At 39.8% G+C, this 18,015-nt stretch carries 17 protein-coding genes; 12 read left to right on the plus strand and 5 right to left on the minus strand.

All coding sequences use genetic code 11. The features are described from left to right. Positions 1–55 precede the first annotated feature (55 nt). The 6 genes from HMPREF2957_RS01820 to HMPREF2957_RS01845 all read left to right on the plus strand — a co-directional run bounded on the left by HMPREF2957_RS01820 (position 56) and on the right by HMPREF2957_RS01845 (position 7,064). Entirely contained in the window at positions 56–949 is an 894-nt protein-coding gene (locus HMPREF2957_RS01820; RefSeq protein WP_070677103.1) for an ABC transporter ATP-binding protein, read from the plus strand. Then, positions 946–2,145: an ABC transporter permease gene (locus HMPREF2957_RS01825; protein ID WP_070677104.1), complete on the plus strand. Its 1,200-nt coding sequence runs from the start codon at positions 946–948 to the stop codon at positions 2,143–2,145. The genes HMPREF2957_RS01820 and HMPREF2957_RS01825 overlap by 4 nt, the downstream gene beginning before the upstream one ends. A gap of 177 nt (positions 2,146–2,322) precedes the next feature. Continuing rightward, positions 2,323–2,898: a DNA-directed RNA polymerase subunit delta gene (gene rpoE / locus HMPREF2957_RS01830; protein WP_004252124.1), complete on the plus strand. Its 576-nt coding sequence runs from the start codon at positions 2,323–2,325 to the stop codon at positions 2,896–2,898. Positions 2,899–3,165: 267 nt separating this feature from the next. Next, a complete protein-coding gene (locus HMPREF2957_RS01835; RefSeq protein WP_070677105.1) occupies positions 3,166–4,725 on the plus strand; it encodes a CTP synthase in 1,560 nt (519 codons plus the stop codon). Positions 4,726–4,869: 144 nt separating this feature from the next. Next, positions 4,870–5,823 carry a class I SAM-dependent methyltransferase gene (locus tag HMPREF2957_RS01840; protein WP_070677106.1) on the plus strand — a complete coding sequence of 318 codons (954 nt, stop codon included), beginning with the start codon at positions 4,870–4,872 and terminating at the stop codon, positions 5,821–5,823. A gap of 50 nt (positions 5,824–5,873) precedes the next feature. Then, on the plus strand, positions 5,874–7,064 hold the full coding sequence (locus HMPREF2957_RS01845) for an acetate kinase (protein ID WP_049494173.1): 1,191 nt from the start codon (positions 5,874–5,876) through the stop codon (positions 7,062–7,064). A gap of 62 nt (positions 7,065–7,126) precedes the next feature. Here HMPREF2957_RS01845 and birA read toward each other — a convergent pair whose 3' ends face one another. Further along, entirely contained in the window at positions 7,127–8,062 is a 936-nt protein-coding gene (birA, locus tag HMPREF2957_RS01850; RefSeq protein WP_049494172.1) for a bifunctional biotin--[acetyl-CoA-carboxylase] ligase/biotin operon repressor BirA, read from the minus strand. Between the two features lie 212 nt (positions 8,063–8,274). Between birA and HMPREF2957_RS01855 the strand changes: the two genes are divergently transcribed. Beyond that, a complete protein-coding gene (locus tag HMPREF2957_RS01855) occupies positions 8,275–9,465 on the plus strand; it encodes an O-antigen ligase family protein (RefSeq protein ID WP_049494171.1) in 1,191 nt (396 codons plus the stop codon). A 42-nt stretch (positions 9,466–9,507) separates the two neighbouring features. Here the strand turns inward: HMPREF2957_RS01855 and HMPREF2957_RS01860 are convergent, their stop codons facing one another. Beyond that, entirely contained in the window at positions 9,508–10,056 is a 549-nt protein-coding gene (locus HMPREF2957_RS01860; protein WP_049494170.1) for an NADPH-dependent FMN reductase, read from the minus strand. Between the two features lie 268 nt (positions 10,057–10,324). Here HMPREF2957_RS01860 and HMPREF2957_RS01865 point away from each other — a divergent pair, with 268 nt between their 5' ends. From HMPREF2957_RS01865 to HMPREF2957_RS01885, 5 genes are all read left to right on the plus strand, one after another. Beyond that, positions 10,325–10,813 (plus strand): cell wall elongation regulator TseB-like domain-containing protein, encoded by a 489-nt coding sequence (locus HMPREF2957_RS01865; protein WP_070677107.1) that lies wholly within the window; start codon positions 10,325–10,327, stop codon positions 10,811–10,813. After that, positions 10,810–11,988 carry a pyridoxal phosphate-dependent aminotransferase gene (locus HMPREF2957_RS01870; RefSeq protein ID WP_004252146.1) on the plus strand — a complete coding sequence of 393 codons (1,179 nt, stop codon included), beginning with the start codon at positions 10,810–10,812 and terminating at the stop codon, positions 11,986–11,988. The genes HMPREF2957_RS01865 and HMPREF2957_RS01870 overlap by 4 nt, the downstream gene beginning before the upstream one ends. A gap of 148 nt (positions 11,989–12,136) precedes the next feature. Then, the gene (asnS, locus tag HMPREF2957_RS01875; protein WP_070677108.1) at positions 12,137–13,480 is read left to right on the plus strand and encodes an asparagine--tRNA ligase; all 1,344 of its coding nucleotides are present in this window, start codon (positions 12,137–12,139) and stop codon (positions 13,478–13,480) included. A 224-nt stretch (positions 13,481–13,704) separates the two neighbouring features. After that, complete coding sequence (locus tag HMPREF2957_RS01880) at positions 13,705–14,904, plus strand: MFS transporter (protein WP_070677109.1); 1,200 nt, start codon at positions 13,705–13,707, stop codon at positions 14,902–14,904. A gap of 67 nt (positions 14,905–14,971) precedes the next feature. After that, entirely contained in the window at positions 14,972–15,739 is a 768-nt protein-coding gene (locus tag HMPREF2957_RS01885; RefSeq protein ID WP_006150335.1) for an epoxyqueuosine reductase QueH, read from the plus strand. A gap of 70 nt (positions 15,740–15,809) precedes the next feature. On the opposite strand, the gene HMPREF2957_RS01890 is transcribed toward HMPREF2957_RS01885, so the two are convergent. From HMPREF2957_RS01890 to HMPREF2957_RS01900, 3 genes are all read right to left on the minus strand, one after another. Next, positions 15,810–16,343: a nucleoside tri-diphosphate phosphatase gene (locus HMPREF2957_RS01890; RefSeq protein WP_004252157.1), complete on the minus strand. Its 534-nt coding sequence runs from the start codon at positions 16,341–16,343 to the stop codon at positions 15,810–15,812. 87 nt (positions 16,344–16,430) lie between these two features. Continuing rightward, positions 16,431–17,207: a recombination regulator RecX gene (gene recX, locus HMPREF2957_RS01895; protein ID WP_070677110.1), complete on the minus strand. Its 777-nt coding sequence runs from the start codon at positions 17,205–17,207 to the stop codon at positions 16,431–16,433. 10 nt (positions 17,208–17,217) lie between these two features. Continuing rightward, positions 17,218–17,994, minus strand: a complete 777-nt coding sequence (locus HMPREF2957_RS01900) for an aminoglycoside 3'-phosphotransferase (protein WP_070677111.1) — start codon at positions 17,992–17,994, stop codon at positions 17,218–17,220. Positions 17,995–18,015 lie beyond the last annotated feature (21 nt).

An 18,015-nucleotide genomic window follows, 5' to 3' on the forward strand; every position in this document is an offset into this window, starting at 1 on the left:
TTGTAATGACTAAAAAAAGGAGTATAATGAGGGTAAGATTAGTAGGAGGTGGATTATGTTAGAAGTCCGCAATCTTGAAAAAAGTTTTGGTTCCAAACAAGTCTTGTTTGGCGTTGACTTTCAAGCTCAGCCTGGAAGAATTTTAGGTCTAGTTGGGAAAAATGGAGCTGGGAAAACAACCATTTTTCACAGTATTTTGAAATTTTTGGATTATCAAGGAGAAATTCAGTTTGATGGCCAGGAAATTCGTCAGGAAACCTATGCTCGGATTGGCTATCTACCCGAAGAACGTAGTCTCATGCCTAAGTTGACAGTTCTAGAGCAAGTTCGTTACCTAGCAATGTTAAAAGGCATGGATGCCAAAGAAGTCAAAGAAAAACTCCCTCAATGGATGGAGAAGCTGGAAGTCAAGGGAAAATTGACAGACAAGATTAAGAGTCTCTCAAAAGGGAATCAACAAAAGATTCAGCTGATCATTACTTTAATGCATGAACCAGATCTGATCATTCTAGATGAACCTTTTAGTGGCCTGGATCCAGTCAATACTGAATTGCTCAAGCAGGTTATCCTCAAAGAAAAAGAACGTGGTGCAACCATTATCTTTTCAGACCACGTCATGACCAATGTCGAAGAGCTATGTGATGATATCCTTATGATTCGTGATGGGCGTGTCGTCTTGCATGGACCAGTCCAAGATGTTCGTAATCAATACGGCAAAACGCGACTCTTTGTTGCAAGTGAAAGGAGCCAGGAAGACTTGGAAAAACTCCCACATGTCATTCATGCTAGCTTGACCAAGCAGGGAATTTGGAAGCTCATCCTAGATGACGAAAATGCTGGACAGGAGCTCTTTGCTATCTTGACTCAAGGACACTATATCGCGACCTTTGACCAGCAAGCTCCGACAATTGATGAAATCTTTAAACTAGAATCAGGGGTGGAAGTATGAGAAATATGTTGGTTGTAATCAAAGAAACTTATCTACGTCATGTCAAATCCTGGAGTTTCTTCTTTATGGTAATCTCGCCCTTTCTCTTTATCGGCTTATCTGGAGGAATTGGCTATCTTCAAGGTTCCTCTCTGGCTCAGAATAATAAGGTGGCTGTAGTTAGTTCGGTGCCTGCTGTAACAGAGAGTCTTAAATCGACCAATGGCATTAATGTTGACTATAAGGATGAAGCAAGCGCCCAAGAAGCCATCAAGGATGAAAAAATAAAAGGTTATTTGACCATTGATCAAGAAGGTAGTATTCTCAAGGCAGTCTATCACGGTGAAACTTCACTAGAGAGTGGCATTAAGTTAGCTGTGACAACTAAGTTGAATGAGCTTCAATACCAACTCAATCGTTCGGAGGTACATTTATCTCAGGAACAGGAACAGCACTTGGCACAAACGATTCAATTCTCAGAGCAGATTGATGAATCTAAGGAAAGTAAAAAGATGGTCCAAACCTTTGCGGCAGCAGGACTAGGCTTCTTCCTCTATATGATCTTGATTACTTATGCCAGTGTCACTGCTCAAGAGGTAGCCAGTGAAAAAGGGACAAAAATTATGGAAGTGGTCTTCTCAAGTATTCGTGCTAGTCACTACTTTTACGCACGTATGATTGCCTTACTTCTTGTCATTTTGACTCATATTGGTATCTATGTTGTAGGCGGACTTGGAGCTATCTTATTCTTTAAGGATATGCCTTTCTTGGCTAATTCAGGTATTCTAAGTCATTTGGGAGAAGCTTTTTCTCTGAACACCTTGTTGTTTGTCTTGGTTAGTCTTTTCATGTACGTTGTCTTGGCTGCCTTCTTAGGTTCTATGGTTTCTCGACCTGAAGACTCTGGTAAGGCCTTGTCTCCTTTGATGCTCTTAATTATGGTAGGTTTTATAGGGGTAACCGCCTTAGGGGCTTCTGGGGATAATTTGGTTTTGAAAATTGGATCTTATATCCCATTCATCTCAACCTTCTTTATGCCTTTCAGAGCTATTAATGGTTATGCAAATAGTATCGAGGCTTGGATTTCTCTTGCGATAACAGTTGTATTTGCTGTGACTGCAACAGCCTTTATCGGACGTATGTATGCCAGCCTAGTCCTTCAAACAGATGATTTAGGTATCTGGAAAACCTTTAAACGAGCTTTAAGCTATAAATAAAGTAAGGGACCTGTGAGTGTATCTCCCAGGTCTTTTTATTCGCTGAAATATTTCACATTAATTTCTTCTAAACCTTTGACTAATAAAGAAAATTATCGTACAATAAAGAGTACATGATAAAATGAGACCAGAGTTTATATACTCTGGCATTAGTAGTAAAAAAAGAGGAGAAACGCTTTGGAATTAGAAGTATTTGCTGGGCAAGAAAAAAGTGAACTATCTATGATTGAGGTGGCTCGTGCCATCTTGGAACAACGTGGTCGCGACCACGAGATGCATTTTAGCGATTTGGTCAATGAAATCCAAAACTATCTTGGTACCTCTAATAGCGATATTCGCGAAGCACTACCTTTGTTCTATACAGAGTTGAACTTTGATGGTAGCTTCATCTCTCTTGGAGATAACAAGTGGGGCCTTCGTTCATGGTATGGAGTAGATGAAATTGACGAAGAAATCATTGCTCTTGAAGAAAGTGACGATGAAGAAGTAGCACCTAAGGCTAAGAAAAAACGTGTTAATGCCTTTATGGATGGAGATGCTGATGCCATTGATTACGGTGCAGATGATCCAGAGGATGAGGACGCCTACGAAGAAGATCCAGCTCTTTCTTATGATGATGAAAATCCAGACGATGAGAAGAACGAAGTAGAAGCCTACGACGCCGAAATCAACGAAATCGCACCAGATGATCTTGGGGAAGATGTTGATCTTGTTGAAGAAGATGACGAGGATTCTGAGGAAGAAGAAGAATAATACCAAACAACAAGGAAATCTCCTTGTTGTTTTCTTTTCTGCAGTAGAACTATAAATCTAGTAAAGAATGACATTTGACAAATGTACCAAATTGAGGTAAGATATTGTTCGGGCACCTCTTTTAGAGGTCGGAGCTCCCTAGTTATTAGGGAGCTATTTTTGTTTTTCCGGGAACTTTTATCTTGGATTGTAGTATTTGATGAAGATCTTGTTTCCGATCTCCCCTTCTAGGAAACAGGGTTTTGAGCATTTTAGAAAGAGGAATCTATGTCTACGAAATATATTTTTGTAACTGGTGGTGTGGTGTCGTCTATTGGAAAAGGGATCGTTGCGGCGAGCCTAGGACGGCTCTTGAAAAATCGTGGTTTGAAGGTAACCATTCAAAAGTTTGACCCTTATATCAATATCGATCCGGGAACCATGAGTCCTTATCAGCACGGGGAAGTCTTTGTGACAGATGATGGGGCTGAGACAGATTTGGACTTGGGTCACTACGAACGTTTCATCGATATCAATCTCAACAAATATTCCAACGTGACAACTGGTAAAATCTACAGTGAAGTTCTTCGCAAGGAACGTCGTGGAGAGTATTTGGGAGCAACTGTCCAAGTCATTCCTCATATTACAGATGCCTTGAAAGAAAAAATCAAGCGTGCCGCTCTAACGACGGACTCTGATGTTATTATTACAGAGGTTGGTGGAACAGTTGGCGATATTGAGTCCCTTCCATTCTTAGAGGCGCTTCGTCAGATGAAGTCTGATGTGGGTGCAGAAAATGTCATGTATATCCATACAACCTTGCTTCCTTACCTCAAGGCGGCTGGAGAAATGAAGACCAAGCCGACTCAACACTCTGTCAAAGAATTGCGAGGTTTGGGAATCCAGCCAAATATGTTAGTCATTCGTACAGAAAAACCAGCAGGACAAGGGATTAAAAACAAACTAGCCCAGTTCTGTGATGTGGCACCAGAAGCAGTTATCGAGTCCTTAGACGTAGATCATCTTTACCAAATTCCGCTTAATCTGCAAGCTCAAGGCATGGATCAAATCGTCTGTGACCATTTGAAGATTGATGCACCGGCAGCAGATATGACAGAGTGGTCAGCTATGGTTGATAAGGTTATGAATCTAAAAAAACAAGTCAAAATTGCTCTTGTTGGTAAGTATGTCGAGTTGCAAGATGCCTACATTTCTGTCGTAGAGGCCTTGAAACACTCTGGTTATGCCAATGATACAGAAGTCAAGATTGATTGGGTCAATGCTAACGATGTGACAGCTGATAATGTAGCGGAACTATTAGATGACGCTGATGGAATTATCGTTCCAGGTGGTTTTGGTCAACGTGGGACAGAAGGTAAGATTCAAGCGATTCGCTATGCTCGAGAAAATGATGTACCAATGTTGGGAGTCTGCTTGGGAATGCAATTGACTTGTATCGAGTTTGCCCGTCATGTTTTGGGACTTGAAGGGGCTAATTCAGCAGAGCTTGATCCTGATACAAAATATCCGATCATCGATATCATGCGTGATCAGATTGATGTTGAGGACATGGGGGGAACCCTTCGTTTGGGACTTTATCCTTCTAAGTTGAAACGTGGTTCTAAGGCAGCAGCAGCTTATCATAACAAAGAAGTGGTCCAACGTCGCCACCGCCACCGTTATGAGTTTAACAATGCCTTCCGTGAACAGTTTGAAGGTGCAGGATTTGTCTTCTCGGGTGTTTCACCAGACAATCGCTTGGTCGAAATTGTGGAAATCCCAGAAAACAAATTCTTTGTGGCTTGTCAGTACCATCCAGAACTTTCAAGTCGTCCAAATCGTCCTTAAGAACTTTACACTGCTTTTGTAACAGCAGCTGTTGAAAATAGTAAATAGTAGAATAAACCTTTGAGAGTCATCTCAGAGGTTTTTATTTGTTTTCAGTATTATGAAAATCTGGAAAATCGGCTCTGAATTTGGTAAGATAAGATTATGGATTTTGAAAAAATTGAACAAGCATATACCTATTTACTAGAAAATGTCCAAATCATTCAAAACGATTTGGCGACAAGCTTTTATGATGCCTTGATTGAACAAAATGGGATCTATCTCGATGGTCAAACCGCTCTGGAGCAAGTCAAAAAAAATAACCAGGCCTTAAAACGTTTGGCACTTCGAAAAGAGGAGTGGTTACGGACCTATCAATTTTTGTTAATGAAGGCAGCGCAAACAGAGCCTCTTCAAGCAAATCACCAGTTCACACCGGATGCGGTTGGTCACTTGATGATTTTTATCATTGAACAACTTTTCCCTGCTGAAAATGTGAGCTTATTGGAATTGGGATCTGGGATGGGAATTCTTGGAGCTAGTTTCTTAACGTCTATGAACAAAAAGATAGATTACCTGGGAATAGAACTTGATGACATCTTGATTGACTTGGCGGCAAGCATGGCAGAAGTAATGGATCTTCAAATGGGCTTTGTCCAAGGAGACGCAGTGCGTCCACAAGTATTAAAAGAAAGTGACATCATTGTGAGCGACCTGCCTGTCGGTTACTATCCAGATGATCAGACAGCCTCACGTTATCAAGTAGCGGCTAAGAATGAACATACTTATGCTCATCATTTGTTAATGGAACAATCACTCAAGTATCTCAGGACAGGAGGCTATGCGATTTTTCTAGCTCCAACAGATCTCCTGACAAGTCCTCAGAGTGACCTTTTGAAATCATGGCTCACTGACCAGGCTCAACTAGTGGCAATTATTTCTTTACCAGAGGATCTCTTTGCCCAAGGCGCTCAGTCTAAGAGCATTTTTGTCCTACAAAAGAAGACAGGAGAAGGAGTTGAACCATTTGTTTATCCACTTACCAGTCTTCGTGACCCTGAAATTTTGATGGAATTTAAGGAAAATTTTCAAAATTGGTGTCAAGGGCATGAAATCTAGTGCAAATTTTGGTATAATAGTTGAAAACGCTTAAAAAGGGGAATAAATTTATGACAAAAACCATTGCAATTAACGCTGGAAGCTCTAGCTTGAAATGGCAACTATATCAAATGCCAGAAGAAAAGGTGCTTGCAAAAGGTTTAATTGAGCGAATCGGATTGAAGGATTCTGTTTCAACAGTTAAGTTTGACGGTCGTTCTGAAGAACAAGTTCTTGATATTGAAAACCATACCTTGGCTGTTAAGATTTTACTTGATGACTTGATTCGTTTTAATATTATTAAAACTTATGATGAAATTACTGGTGTCGGACACCGTGTTGTTGCAGGTGGAGAGTACTTCAAAGAGTCTACAGTTGTTGAAGGTGATGTCTTAGAAAAAATTGAAGAACTAGGCCTTCTTGCTCCATTGCACAACCCTGCAAACGCAGCTGGGATTCGTGCCTTCAAAGAATTGTTGCCAGATATTACAAGTGTAGCAGTCTTTGATACATCATTCCACACAACAATGCCAGAGAAAGCCTACCGTTATCCATTACCAACTAAGTACTATACAGAAAACAAGGTTCGTAAATACGGAGCACACGGTACAAGTCACCAGTACGTTGCTCAAGAAGCAGCAAAACTTTTGGGACGTCCACTAGAAAAGTTGAAATTGATCACTTGCCATATTGGTAACGGTGCTTCTATCACAGCTGTTAAAGGTGGTCAATCAATCGATACATCAATGGGATTCACTCCACTTGGTGGTGTTATGATGGGAACTCGTACAGGGGATATTGACCCAGCCATCATTCCTTATTTAATGCAATATACAGAGGACTTTAACAAGCCTGAGGACATCAGTCGTATTCTTAATCGTGAGTCAGGATTGCTGGGTGTTTCAGGGAAGTCTAGTGATATGCGTGATGTGATTGCTGCAATGGAAGCAGGGAATCATGATGCTGCTTTGGCATTTGAAATGTATGTTGACCGTATCCAAAAACACATTGGACAATACTTGGCTGTCCTAAACGGAGCAGATGCTATTATCTTTACTGCTGGTGTTGGTGAAAATGCAACTCTTGTGCGTGAGAAAGTTATTTCAGGTATCTCTTGGTTTGGTTGTGATGTAGACCCGGAGAAAAATGTCTTTGGAGTAACTGGAGACATCTCTACAGAAGCTGCAAAAATTCGTGTCCTTGTCATCCCAACGGATGAAGAACTTGTGATTGCGCGTGATGTTGAGCGTTTGAAAAAATAAATGAACAAAAAATCGACCTTCTCGAAAGAGAGGTCGATTTTCTTTATGTTATTGAGGAATGTTTACCATTTAGTTAGGGAGACTTCACCACTATTGAGCCAAATTTTTTCACCAGTAGCTAATTCTATCTGCAGTTGACCCTGGTCAGAGATATCACAAGCTTTTCCTGAGATGATTTCTTGATCTTTCTTAAAGGAAATTTCTTTGCCTAAAACAATTGATTGTTTTTTATAAAGGTAAAGCAGCTCATCGGCCTCAGTTTCGTAGAAACATTTCCAGATTTCTGCAATCAGCTCGTTGCGAGTGATTGGGCTATTTTGAGAAAAGAGACTTCCAGCTTTCCCTTGTAGGTTTTTTGGAAAATCAGCGATAGAAAAGTTGATACCAACACCAATAATAACATCTGTGACAAGGCCGGTTTCGACAGAAGTGATGGCTTCAGTTAGAATACCGGCTATTTTTTTCTGATTTAGGTATAAATCATTTACCCATTTGATATCTAAATCAATCAGACAAAGGTTTTTAACAGCCTTATAAATTGCAGCTGCAGTCAGGAGTGTATAGGCTGGCAAATCTAGATAAGAGAGATTTGGCTTGAGGTGGAGAGACATGTAAATTCCACCTTGTTCTGGAGAATAGTAGGGGCGTTGAAATCGACCACGTCCCATAGTTTGGCCTGTTGATAGGTAGAGTGTATCTCCTTTGGCACCAGCTTCCATGGCCTCCTTAGCATCACTCTGGGTTGATTTGGTGATAGGTTTAAATTGAACTGAGATTGGGCTGTTAGCTTCTATTTCTTGAGGTAAGATTAGGTCACCGTGAAGAAGTTTGTAGCCACGGTTTTTGATGCTGTCAATTTCTAAACCTTCCTGCTGGAGGCGTTGGATAGCCTTCCAAACAGAGGTGCGAGAGAGGTTTAATATTTCAGCGATTTTCTCTCCGCTTAAATAATCTGTTTCATGAGCTAAGATTTTGTAAACTTCTTGGTAGGATTTCATAGTAGAGCCTTTCCTGGGAAATTAATTTTATTGTACCACAATTTTACAAAAGATTGACTGCTTTTAGTGGAGGAATCCGGGTTCCCTATAAATTTTTACCAAGTTTTAGTTAGGATGAGAAGGACAAAGTGGTTTTCAAATCATTTGAAAAATGGTAAAATGTTTTAATAGCTTATATCTGGGCTATATAGCGCAGAAAGAAAGGATCTGTTGTGAAATCAATAGGTATCATTGAAAAATTGAAAGGCTTATCCAAGCAAGAGCTAGTCTTACTAGCTGTTATTCTAAGTATTTTCTTGCCTTTTTATATTTTCGTTATTATTTTTATCGCCTACTTAATAGGTCTAATATTTACAGGAGAGATGAAGGGGATATTAAAACGATTATCCCACCATTCTATCTTACTTTTATTTATCGGCTATAGTGGTGTTATCTCTCTTTTAGCTCAAAATGTGATGGGGATGGTTTCCACCTTAGGAATGTTCCTCTTTGCAATTTTCTTTTACTATTACCAAGCCCATTTAACCCCTAAGTTTTTCAGATTAATATTGCAATCGGTTATGTCGCTTAGTGTGCTAGCATCAGTTTTTGCAGCTTTAGAGCATTTTCAGATTGTAAAGAAATTTGATTATACTTTCTTATCACCTAAGATGCAGGTCTGGCATCAGAACCGTGCAGAAGTAGCCTTCTTTAATCCTAATTATTATGGGATTATCTGTTGCTTCTGTATTATGATTGGATTTTACCTAATTAGTACGACACGATTGAGATGGTTGAGAATTTTCTCTCTCATTGCAATCTTTGCGAATTTATTTGGTTTGAATTTCACCCAAAATAGAACAGCTTTTCCAGCCATTATCTTTGGTGCGATTATTTATCTTTTCACTACCATTAAGAACTGGCGTGCCTTCTGGCTCAGTATCGGAGTATTTGGTGTTGGTCTAGCCTTCCTCTTCTCGAGTGATTTGGGAGTTCGAATGGGAACGCTCGATTCGTCTATGGAAGAACGAGTGTCAATCTGGAATGCAGGTATGACCTTATTCAAACAAAACCCCTTCTGGGGTGAGGGGCCCCTAACCTATATGCACTCTTATCCTCGTATTTTTGCTCCTTATCACGAACATGCTCATAGTATATACATTGATACGATATTGAGTTACGGTGTGGTAGGAACGGTATTATTAGGGATTGCTTCTTCAGACCCAATTCGAAAATTAATTGATATGAGTCAGGAGTCGAGCAAGCGTCCAATTGTTGGTCTTTATCTTTCGTTCTTAACAGTAGTTGCTGTGCATGGGATTTTTGATTTGGCCCTCTTTTGGATTCAATCCTCCTTCATTTTCCTTTTAGTAATGTGTAGTTTGCCATTAAAACATAGTATGATTGGAGAATTTGTTGAATAGACAAAAAGATAGTAGAAATGAGATTTTCTACTATCTTTTTTATTATTGAATAGCTTGAAGTAAATCTTCAGCTTGTTTTTCTAGAGAAGCAGCGATACTATCTTCAAGGATTAATTGACCATCTGCCCAGGCAGAATCATTAACACGGGCTGCGGTAAAATCACCAACAACCTGTGTACGGATAAATGGCAAGAGGTCTTTGTAAATCGCAAAGAGTTGATCGTGTCCTGCATTTGCTACAGATGATACTGTAACAATCTTATCTTGAAGAGCAGATGCTCCACGAGTGTCAGACAAGTCAATGGCGCGTGAAAGCCAGTCAAGTAAGTTTTTCACAGTCCCTGGAATTGAGAAATTGTAGACTGGAGAGAAGATCCAGATTGCATCTGCAGCTTGAACAGCTTCTCGAGCCGCTGAAACAGCTGGAAGTGTAGGAACTTCAAGGTCTTGGCTAAAGAGAGGAATGGCTGAGTAGTCAAGGTAACTTACCTCGGCTTTGCCAGCAAGTGCCTTTTCAGCTTCTAGTGCCATTTGGTGGTTGAATGAACCTTCACGAAGTGAACCAACGATAAATAATACTTTTTTAGACATAGGGAGTCTCCTTTAAATTTCAATCTTTTAATCAGAATCACTCTGTTGTTATAATATATGTTACAACACGATAAAATCATTTGCAAGGGATATGCTCAGAAAATAAAATCAATAGAATCTAAGTTTTTAATTAAAAATGAAGACTGTAGAAAAGTCTATAAAAACACGGCTTGAAGTTATGTAATGATATCCTAAAAACGTATTGAAAATCCAGATTCCTCCCCTAACTTCACTTGTAATTCACTAGGATAGATGGTAAAATAGACGAGTGAAAAAGAGACAGAAAAAAGAAAAAAATTCCCTATTATTTCAGTACATTATTGGTATAACTTTGTTAACTCTAGTCATCACTTCTTCCTTTCTCTACTTGGTATGGCTCAGCATGAAGCCTTATCAAACTGCTAAGGTAGAAGGTGAAAGACTCGCTAAGCAGTATGCAAATCTAGAAACGGTTAGCCAGATTGATATCTTCAATGGTTTAGAAAGCTATTATAGTGTTCTTGGCCAAGATAAGAACCAGAAATCAGTTGCTGTCTTAATAGAGAAAAGTAGCAACAATATTTACGTATATCAACTAGAAAATGGTACTTCTCAAGAAAAAGCAGAAGCAGTTGTCAGAGAAAAAGGAGCAACTGAGATCGACAAGATTACCTTCGGACGGTACGCTGAAAAGCCTGTCTGGGAAATCAAGTCTGGAGGAGACTATTATCTAGTAGATTTTGAATCTGGTGCCTTAGTCGAAAAGGAGAAACAATGAAATTATCCAAACGAGTCTTAGAGATTGAAGAAAGCGTTACTCTGGCTAGTGATGCAAGAGCAAAGAAGTTAAAGGCTGAAGGAAAAGACGTTCTTTTCTTGACTTTAGGTCAGCCCGATTTTCATACTCCTGAAAATATTCAGGATGCTGCGGTTGCAGCCATTCGAGATGGTCGCGCGTCTTTCTATACGGTGGCTTCAGGTTTGCCTGAGTTAAAAGCAGCAGTCAATACCTATTTTGAACGATATTATGGATATTCTGTGGCAGCTAATGAGGTCACTTTTGCGACTGGTGCCAAGTTCTCCCTTTATACTTTCTTTATGGCTGTGATTAATCCAGGTGATGAGGTTATCATTCCAACACCATACTGGGTCAGCTATGGGGATCAGGTTAAGATGGCCGAAGGCCTTCCAGTCTTTGTCCAAGCCAAGGAAGACAATCACTTTAAAGTGACTGTGGAGCAATTAGAAGCTGCTCGCACAGATAAGACTAAAGTCTTGGTACTAAACTCACCATCTAATCCGACTGGGATGATCTATTCTCGTGAGGAATTGTTAGCCATTGGAAATTGGGCAGTTAAGCATGATATTCTTATCCTGGCCGATGATATTTATGGACGTTTGGTCTATAACGGGAATGAGTTCGTTCCAATCTCTAGTCTGTCAGAAGATATTCGCAAACAAACTATTGTCATCAATGGAGTGTCTAAGGCCTACGCTATGACAGGATGGCGTGTTGGTTATGCAGTAGGTGATCCAGAAATTATTGCTGCTATGAGCAAATTGACTGGTCAAACAACTTCAAACCTAACCGCTGTTTCACAATACGCAACAATCGAGGCCTTAACTGGTCCACAAGACTCCGTAGAAACCATGCGTCAGGCTTTCGAGGAACGTCTCAATACCATTTATCCTCTCTTGTGCCAAGTCCCTGGCTTTGAAGTAGTCAAACCGCAAGGAGCCTTCTACCTCTTCCCAAATGTTAAAAAAGCTATGGAGATGAAAGGCTATACAGATGTAACAGCATTTACAACGGCTATTCTTGAGGAAGTGGGTCTGGCCTTGATTACGGGAGCAGGATTTGGAGCACCAGAGAATGTCCGTCTCAGCTATGCGACAGACCTAGATACACTCAAAGAAGCTATTCGTCGCTTGCACCAATTTATGGAAAATTAGGAAGTAAAACCTCTGCCTCATTGGCGGAGGTTTTTGTTGTTAAAACTTATGAATTTCTATCAAACTAGCTAGCTATCAGGCATTATTTGTGGTACAATAATGAGTAATAATGTCTTTGGACAAGTTAAACAAAAAAGGAAGATAAAACATGACAAAACGTGTAACAATTATCGAAGTAAAAGACTACGTTGGTCAAGAAGTCACTATTGGTGCTTGGGTTGCTAACAAGTCAGGAAAAGGAAAAATTGCCTTCTTGCAATTGCGTGACGGAACTGCCTTCTTCCAAGGCGTGGCTTTCAAACCAAACTTTATCGAGAAATTTGGTGAAGAAGTAGGTCTTGAAAAATTTGATACGATCAAACGCCTAAGCCAAGAAACTTCTGTTTTCGTGACAGGGATTGTCAAAGAAGACGAACGCTCAAAATTTGGTTATGAGTTGGATATTACAGACATCGAAGTGATCGGTGAATCTCAAGATTACCCAATTACTCCAAAAGAACACGGAACTGACTTCTTGATGGACAACCGTCACTTATGGCTCCGCTCTCGTAAGCAAGTAGCGGTTATGCAAATCCGTAACGCTATCATCTATGCAACTTATGAGTTCTTTGACAAGAATGGCTTCATGAAATTTGATAGCCCAATCCTTTCAGGAAATGCTGCAGAAGACTCTACAGAACTTTTCGAAACAGACTACTTTGGAACACCAGCTTACTTGAGCCAATCAGGACAGCTCTATCTTGAGGCAGGTGCTATGGCTCTAGGTCGCGTCTTTGACTTTGGTCCAGTATTCCGTGCAGAGAAATCAAAAACTCGCCGTCACTTGACAGAGTTCTGGATGATGGATGCAGAATACTCATACTTAACACACGATGAATCACTTGACTTGCAAGAAGCTTATGTTAAAGCGTTGCTTCAAGGAGTTCTAGATCGTGCTCCTCAAGCCTTGGAAACCTTGGAACGTGATACAGAGCTCTTGAAACGCTACATTGCAGAGCCATTCAAACGCATTACTTACGATGAAGCGATTGATCTCTTGCAAGAGCATGAAAACGATGAAGATGCAGACTATGAACATCTTGAGCATGGAGATGATTTCGGTTCACCACACGAAACTTGGATTTCAAACCACTTTGGTGTACCAACCTTTGTGATCAACTATCCATCAGACATCAAAGCTTTCTACATGAAACCAGTTCCTGGGAACCCAAATCGCGTACTTTGTGCAGACTTGCTCGCACCAGAAGGTTACGGAGAAATTATTGGTGGCTCCATGCGTGAGGAAGACTACGATGCCCTTGTCGCTAAGATGGAATCACTTGGTATGGATCTTACAGAGTACGAATTCTACCTTGACCTTCGTAAATATGGTACAGTACCACACGGTGGATTTGGTATCGGTATCGAGCGTATGGTAACCTTCGCAGCAGGTACAAAACACATCCGTGAAGCTATTCCATTCCCACGTATGTTGCACCGTATCAAACCATAATAGCCATAAAAACGCCGTCTGGCGTTTTTATACTCTTCGAAAATCAAATTCAAACTACGTCAGCTTCACCTTGCCGTACTCAAGTACAGCCTGCGGCTAGCTTCCTAGTTTGCTCTTTGATTTTCATTGAGTATTACTTTAAATGAAAGAGGTGGAGAAAATGTAGGCAAATCTAAGTAAGTCTTTTAGAAATAATCATATTACATATTGAAAGAGAGAAAACAATGTTTAAAAGAACTTACAAACGCAATATTCCACTCCTAGCAGGTCTGGAATTTACATCTTATTTTGGGATTACCAGTTTTTGGATTTTATTTTTCATTCAAAATGGTCTTTCCTTACTTCAAATTGGTCTATTAGAAAGTATCTTTCATGGGACCAGTCTCTTGTGTGAAATCCCATCTGGTATGTTGGCAGATCGATTTAGCTACAAGGCCAATCTCTATTTGGCTCGCCTGGCCAGTATTGGATCCTCTATCTTGATCTTACTTGGTCAGGGGAATTTTTGGATCTATGCTCTTGCCATGATGGTCAATGCTTGGTCCTATAATTTTGACTCGGGAACCAGCACCGCTTTCTTATATGATTCTGCGGTAGAAGCGGGTCAAAAGGACCGATATCTTCAGATTTCTAGCTTTTTGTCTGGTGTGGCAGAAGTCACCCGAACCCTAGGTACAGTTGTGGCAGGCTTCTTTATTCATGGAGCATTGGCTTGGACCTATCTAATTGCTATTGGATTATCATTTCTTTCTATCATTTTGATTTATTTTATGAAAGAACCAATGGCTAAGAGAGGAAGAAATGAAGTCTTAACCTTTAAAATGATTGTCCAGCAAGTTCGTAAAGAATGGCAGGAAAAACCAGTACTCTTTTACTGGATGCTGACTTATCAGTTAGTCGGGACACTCATGTGCATGTTTTACTTTTACTATCAGCAGAAAATAAGTGACTTAGCAGGATGGCAGGTATCGCTGGTCATGCTGATTGGTAGTGGCTTAAATCTTATAGCAGTTTATGTAGCTAGTCAAATTGGTAAAAAATGGAATAGCAATCGAGTTTTTCCGACTCTTGTTGCACTAACAGGTTTGGCCTTGTTGTTGGTGTTTTCTGGGACACCCTTTGCCTTTCTTCTCGTATATCTTTTAACTGATACACTTTATGCAGTTTATCAGCCTATCTATTTCAATGACTTACAAGGTTATTTACCTTCCAGTGTAAGAGCAACTATGCTTAGTATCAATTCTATGCTCTTTAGTCTTTCCATGATTGTCATTTTCCCATTGACAGGTTGGTTGATTGATCGTTGGGGGCTTGTAGCTGTCTTTATAGTTCTAGGCCTTATCTTACTTTTAATTTATCCTATATTAATAATCAGTCTAAAAAGGATGGGTAAGCTATTAAATCAGAACTTAAAAACTGAATAAAGCACGAAACCCTATTTGCCCAAAGAGCCTTCTTGTGATAAAATAACAAGAAGAAAAGGAGAAGAGCATGATTGATGTAGAAGAAATTCTAAGTAAGATGAATCCCAATCAAAAGATCAACTATGACCGTGTCATGCAAAAGATGGTCCAAGTTTGGGAAAAAAATGAAGAAAGACCAACTATTCTCATGCACGTCTGTTGTGCTCCCTGCAGTACCTACACTTTAGAGTACTTGACTAAGTATGCCGATGTGACCATTTATTTTGCTAATTCAAATATCCATCCCAAAGCTGAATATCATAAGCGTGCATATGTGACAAAAAAGTTTGTCAGTGATTTTAATGAGCGAACTGGCAATAACGTCCAATATCTAGAAGCACCTTATGAACCCAATGAATACCGTAAACTGGTTCGAGGTTTGGAAGAAGAACCTGAAGGTGGCGATCGTTGCAAGGTTTGTTTTGACTATCGTTTGGATAAGACAGCTCAAGTAGCTATGGACTTGGGCTTTGACTACTTTGGCTCAGCCCTAACCATCAGTCCTCACAAAAATTCACAAACTATCAATAGTATCGGGATTGATGTGCAGAAAATCTACACCACTCATTATCTTCCAAGCGACTTTAAGAAAAATCAAGGCTATAAACGCTCTGTAGAAATGTGTGAAGAGTATGATATCTATCGTCAATGTTACTGTGGTTGTGTCTATGCTGCTCAAGCCCAGAATATCGACTTGGTGCAGGTCAAGAAGGATGCAACAGCCTTTATGGTAGATAAGGATATCGAAAAAGATTATTCCCACATCAAATTTACTGTTACAAAGTTAGATATTTAAAGGAAAACCTGCTTTAAGGCAGGTTTTTTGATTATAAAAAAACTAGGGCAGACACCCTAGTTTGACAACTTTACCGATTCTTTAGTTCTACGTAGCGTTTGTACCAAATGTTGACATAGGCTTCTGAGAAGGGGCCTCGTTCATTGTTAATCCAATCAACAAGAATCTTAACATGCTCTTTCAAAATATAGTCTAAATCATCAGGATAATTCATCTTGCGCTTGTGACGTTCATACTCTTCGACGTCCAAGAGGCGTTTTTCTCCATCTGTAAAAACTTTAACATCTAAATCATAGTCGATGTATTTTAAAGCTTCTTCGTCTAGATAGTATGGGCTAGCCATGTTGCAATAGTAGGAAATCCCATTATCACGAATCATGGCAATGATATTAAACCAATATTTTTTGTGAAAGTAAACAATAGCCGGCTCTCGAGTCACCCAACGACGACCGTCACTTTCGGTAACAAGTGTGTGGTCGTTGACGCCGATAATAGCGTTCTCTGTTGTTTTTAGTACCATGGTGTCTCGCCAAGTACGGTGAAGACTCCCATCATGCTTATAACTTTGAATTGTAATAAAGTCGCCTTCTTTTGGAAGTTTCATAACTAACCAACTTTCTACAATTTATAAGTTTATCGTTTACTATTGTATCATATTTTTGTTTAAAGTTCTTAGTTTTTCATGAAAAAATTAAAGATATTCTCTGAGAGCGCTGGCTATATCCGAAAAATCGTAGCCTTTTCGTGCTAAAACTTGGGTCAAACGCTGCTTGAGTTCGTATCCTTCATACTTACGCGAATATTTCCGATATTGCTTATCCAACTCTTTAAAGATTAGTTCCTGAACGGTTTCCTCTTCGATCTGGCTATCCAGTTGGTCAAAGGCTGTTTTAGATTCCGAGTAGGAAAACCCTTTGTTGGTAAGATTTTGGATTATCTTGTCTTGTAGAGCACGAGCAGGCAATTTACCCTGATATTTTTTCAGTAGTTTTTCGGCTGTACGCTCTGCGACTTCCGTCAGATCAAATTCTTGTAAGACGTCTTGGATAACAGCCTTAGCAACTCCTTTTTGAGAAATCTTTTGTATGAGCATGTAGCTTCCCTTGTCACCAGATAGCTGATTGGAATTGATGATCGCATAAGCATATTGACGGTCATTGATCCAGTTGTCATCCTTGAGGGCTTGGATGACTTGTGGTATGATTTTCTCATCAATCTCATGTTTAACTAAATAGTCTCTGACTTCTTTTTCAGTACGGGCCTTGAAGGATAAGTGATAGAGCGCCAAGTTTTTTCCGTAGGAAAATTGTGCAAAGATCTGAATACCTGAAAATTCTTGGGGACTAATTTCCTTATCCTTGGTCAACATAAAGCGAACAATGGTATCCTCTGTAATATAGCAGGTTTGGTCGCTATCAAGTTCTAGCAGATAGAGACGTTTTTTCTTTTCTAGTTTTGTGATTTTCATGGTTTTCCTTTTATCCAAACGCTTCAAAGGCAGCAACGAGTCGAAGTTTATTGCTATCAACCAGCTCTTTCCCGTAACAGTCAAGAAATAGTTCAGCGTATTTAGGGTCATGTAGGTTATAGTTGAGGGACCAAACTGCCCAAAAGAGATCGATATGTCGGTCACTGAAATCAGCTAAGCCAAGATCAATAAAGCAAGAGAAGTGGTCAGCATCCTTTAGAATAAAGTTCGGTAGACAGGCATCCCCGTGAATAAAGGCATCTGTCTTTAAAAGATGCCCTTGTTCTTGGATGAGTTGGAAGGCCTCTTCGCGGCTACTAATCCGGAATTGGGGTAGGAGGGCCTTGGCATAGAACTCACCTTTTTCGTAGTTTTTCAAGGCTCTTTCTTTATAGGCTTGTAAATGATTATCTGATGGAAAATTTTGCGGATAAAAACTGTGAAGCTTTTTAAGAGCCTCTGCCATGGTACGGCAGATTGTCTCTGGCTGGTCTAAAAAAGCGAGAGTATTATGACCAATTGCCTCTTTAGTCAGGAGGTAGTCTTTATCTGTAGATAGATAGTGGATGACTGGAGTTCCTATTCCCTCTTGTTCAAACCAACTCGCAATGCTAGCTTCTCGCTCTAATCTTCCCTTTTGATCTATTTTCAAATAGTAACCTGAATCAAGATAGAGAACCCTTGCGCATGAATGAGAAGAGCTGTCAGAAAGAGTTGCTCCCTCTATATAAGTTCGTAATTGATCAGGAAAATCCAATGGGGAAAAATGAGATATCTTTGTATTCATGGTTTTATTGTAACATATTCT

The sequence above is a fragment of the Streptococcus sp. HMSC062D07 genome (assembly GCF_001814215.1).
Classification (GTDB): domain Bacteria; phylum Bacillota; class Bacilli; order Lactobacillales; family Streptococcaceae; genus Streptococcus; species Streptococcus infantis_I.

Coding starts and splice junctions, on each gene's coding strand:
- HMPREF2957_RS01820 (WP_070677103.1), top strand. CDS start 56: ATGTTAGAAGTCCGCAATCTTGAAAAAAGTTTTGGTTCCAAACAAGTC.
- HMPREF2957_RS01825 (WP_070677104.1), top strand. CDS start 946: ATGAGAAATATGTTGGTTGTAATCAAAGAAACTTATCTACGTCATGTC.
- HMPREF2957_RS01835 (WP_070677105.1), top strand. CDS start 3,166: ATGTCTACGAAATATATTTTTGTAACTGGTGGTGTGGTGTCGTCTATT.
- HMPREF2957_RS01840 (WP_070677106.1), top strand. CDS start 4,870: ATGGATTTTGAAAAAATTGAACAAGCATATACCTATTTACTAGAAAAT.
- HMPREF2957_RS01845 (WP_049494173.1), top strand. CDS start 5,874: ATGACAAAAACCATTGCAATTAACGCTGGAAGCTCTAGCTTGAAATGG.
- birA (WP_049494172.1), bottom strand. CDS start 8,062: ATGAAATCCTACCAAGAAGTTTACAAAATCTTAGCTCATGAAACAGAT.
- HMPREF2957_RS01860 (WP_049494170.1), bottom strand. CDS start 10,056: ATGTCTAAAAAAGTATTATTTATCGTTGGTTCACTTCGTGAAGGTTCA.
- HMPREF2957_RS01870 (WP_004252146.1), top strand. CDS start 10,810: ATGAAATTATCCAAACGAGTCTTAGAGATTGAAGAAAGCGTTACTCTG.
- asnS (WP_070677108.1), top strand. CDS start 12,137: ATGACAAAACGTGTAACAATTATCGAAGTAAAAGACTACGTTGGTCAA.
- HMPREF2957_RS01880 (WP_070677109.1), top strand. CDS start 13,705: ATGTTTAAAAGAACTTACAAACGCAATATTCCACTCCTAGCAGGTCTG.
- HMPREF2957_RS01885 (WP_006150335.1), top strand. CDS start 14,972: ATGATTGATGTAGAAGAAATTCTAAGTAAGATGAATCCCAATCAAAAG.
- HMPREF2957_RS01890 (WP_004252157.1), bottom strand. CDS start 16,343: ATGAAACTTCCAAAAGAAGGCGACTTTATTACAATTCAAAGTTATAAG.
- recX (WP_070677110.1), bottom strand. CDS start 17,207: ATGAAAATCACAAAACTAGAAAAGAAAAAACGTCTCTATCTGCTAGAA.
- HMPREF2957_RS01900 (WP_070677111.1), bottom strand. CDS start 17,994: ATGAATACAAAGATATCTCATTTTTCCCCATTGGATTTTCCTGATCAA.